Below are 2,915 nucleotides of genomic sequence, written 5' to 3'. Positions count from 1 at the left end.
TAATCGTTTTGATAACCCACAAGAATGAGAGCGGTAGATTCAAGGTCGAGCATACGGAGGAATGTTGGTGTGTTGGTGGTGGATGAGTGGCGCAGTGAGAAGCGCCCTCATTCATCGCCGCCAGCCAACGGCTAAGCATCATCCGCAGTTGAGGGGGGATTGTGGGGTGGTATGCGAGAGGCGTGCGCGGGCTCGTCGTTAACCCTGGGCGGCTGAACGCTTCTCGCATACCTTCGGCATGCGTCTCTGAATGGAGATGTGTTCATCGCGTGGTCCGGTGGTTCACGCTGCACCGCTACGCGGTTTCGCTTCACCACCGGCTAATTTCTCAGCTCCCTCCGGGAGCCCAGACTACTGCAGACCTGCGATGAGCTTCCGGAGCTCCGGGACGGCGCAGGCAAAGAATTGCTTCAGCTTGGCGATGAGGGCGGACTGCCCGGCGCGCTGGTTGTTTTCGGCGGTTTGCTCCAGCTCGCGGCAGAGGTTGTAGAATGAGCTGAGGCCGAAGAGGGAGCTGCTGCCCTTCAAGGAATGCGCGGTGCGGCGCAGCGTGGCCTGATCATCACTGCCGGCGAGTTTTTCGAGTTCGAGGATGCGCGCGGGTGTGTCGATGAACCAGTTTTCGATGAGCTCGATGGCGTCTTCGGTGCTGAGTTCATTCGAGAGCTGCTGGAGGGCATCACGTGCTGCGGTCGTGTCTTCAGCGGACCACTTGGGAGCCTCGGTGTTTTCTCTGGCTTCAGCGAGAACGTGCACGCGGTTCAGAGCTTCGATGAGCGTCTTGGCGCGGAGGGGCTTGGAGACGTAGTCATCCATGCCGGCAGCGAGGCAGCGCTCGCGCTCACCGGTCTGCACATTGGCGGTCATGGCGATGATGCGGCAGCGCTTTCTCTTCCAGAGCGAGCTGGATTCGATCTCACGAATGGCGCGCGTGGCCTCGTAGCCATCCATGTTTGGCATGTGGCAGTCCATGAGGATGCCGTCATAAACGCCGCTGGCAAAGCGCGCCACGGCCTCCTCGCCATCGCGGGCGACTTCGCCCGGGTAGCCATTCTTTTCGAGCATCATCATGGCCATGCGCGCATTGACCTCATTGTCTTCGACAAGAAGAAGGCGCGGCTTGATGCCGCCGGCGGTCGAGTGGGGGACGATCTCATCACGCGCGCCCGCGTCTTCCTTGGCAGACATCTTCTGGCTCTCAAGGACACGCAGCGGGAGCTGGAACCAAAAGCGCGAACCTTGGTGGCGTTTGCTTTCCACGCCGATGGTGCCGCCCATGAGCTCCACCAGACGCTTGCTGATGGTGAGTCCGAGGCCCGTGCCGCCGAAGCGCCGTTTGCTGGAGCTGTCCACCTGAGTGAAGGCTTGGAAGAGCTGGCTCTGCTGCTCCTCCGTCATGCCGATGCCGGTGTCGGTGACGCTGATTTCCAGGTTTGCGATGCCATTGGCGGTGGAGTTTAACCGGCTTACCTGGATGCGGATGCTGCCTTCATCGGTGAACTTGATGCCGTTGCCGACGAGGTTCATGAGGATCTGCCGCAATCTACCAGGATCTCCCATGAAGGAGTCCGGCACATCGGGGGCGACCCGGACAACGAGGTCGATGGAACGTGAGGCGGCCTTGTGCTGGAGAAGATCCACGACGCCGCTGATGACGGAATCCAAACGGAAGGCTTCCTCCACGAGGTCGAGCTTGCGCGCCTCGATCTTGGAGAAGTCGAGGATGTCCTCGATGATGGTCATGAGGGCGTCACCACTGTGGCGCACGGCATCGACCATCTCGCGCTGCTTGGGTGCGAGCTCGGTGTCGAGGAGCAGGGAAGTCATGCCGATGATGCCGTTCATGGGCGTGCGGATCTCATGGCTCATGGTGGCCAGGAAGTCGCTCTTGGCCTGGCTGGCGGCTTCGGCGATCTCCTTGGCCTTGAGCATTTCCTGAGCCGCGTGCTTTTTCTCGGTGATGTCTGAACCGATGCCGAGATAGCCGATGACCTTGCCATGCATGTCAAACAGCGGGGTGACGCTGAGCAGCGCGGGAAAGCGCGAGCCGTCCTTGCGGACGTACGTCCACTCACACTCATCAGGTATGCCGAGACGTGGTTTGGCGATGAAGGTTTCAAAGCCCGCTTTTACTTCACAGCCCAACTCAGCGCTGAGGGCCGCAGCGCGTGCGGCGATCTCTTCAGGAAGATGGAAGATGCCCGGTGACTGCAATCCGATGACCTCGGCGGCGGAGTAGCCCAGTTGCTTCTCGGCGGCCTGATTGAAGGTGACGATGGTGCCTTCCGGCGTGGCGGAAATGATGGTGTAGGCGGCGCCATCGAGAACGGCCTTCTGAAAAGCATTGGAGCGCCAGAGCTGATCTTCGGAGCTTTTGCGCACCATGAACTGGCCCACCTGGTTGCCGATGCCTGCGAGAGCCTGCAGCAGCTGTTCGTCAGGATCGACGGCTTCACTGGCAAAGAGCTCCACGACACCCAAAATTTCCCCGTCTGCGATGATGGGAAAGGCGATGGATGCGCGCAGCTGACAGCTGAGGGCGCAAGCCACACGCGGATTGTCCGGACTTTGCTCGAAATCACCGCACCACTGGCTTTGCTCCGTTTCCAGGACGTGGCCGGGTGTGTGCAAGCTTGTGCCAAAGCGCAGCTTGTTGCTCAGCGCGATGAAGGGGGCGATGTCCCTCAACGGATCATGCCAGAGTTCGGCAAGACGCAGAGCTTTGACATCCACCTCAAGCATCCAGAGCAATCCGGCGGTCCAACCGAGCTGCTGGCAGATCATTTGAATCACTTTGGCAGGGACCTGGCTCACCGTGCCAGGCTCAGCCAGGATGCGGCTGGCGGAGAACTGCAGCTTGCGGTGTTTTTCATCCCGCTTGCGCTGGGTCACATCACTCTCGATGGCCATGTAAT

General features: G+C 60.3%; 1 protein-coding gene. It reads right to left on the bottom strand.

Annotated features, from left to right (window positions below; translation table 11 throughout):
* Nucleotides 1-351 precede the first annotated feature (351 nt).
* The coding region (locus ACIREA_RS29845) for an ATP-binding protein (protein ID WP_397385965.1) at nt 352-2,915 on the bottom strand (2,564 nt) is incomplete at its 5' end.

The sequence above is a fragment of the Prosthecobacter sp. genome, from assembly GCF_044373815.1.
Lineage (GTDB): Bacteria > Verrucomicrobiota > Verrucomicrobiia > Verrucomicrobiales > Verrucomicrobiaceae > Prosthecobacter.
This window is presented reverse-complemented; position numbering and strand designations above follow the sequence as displayed.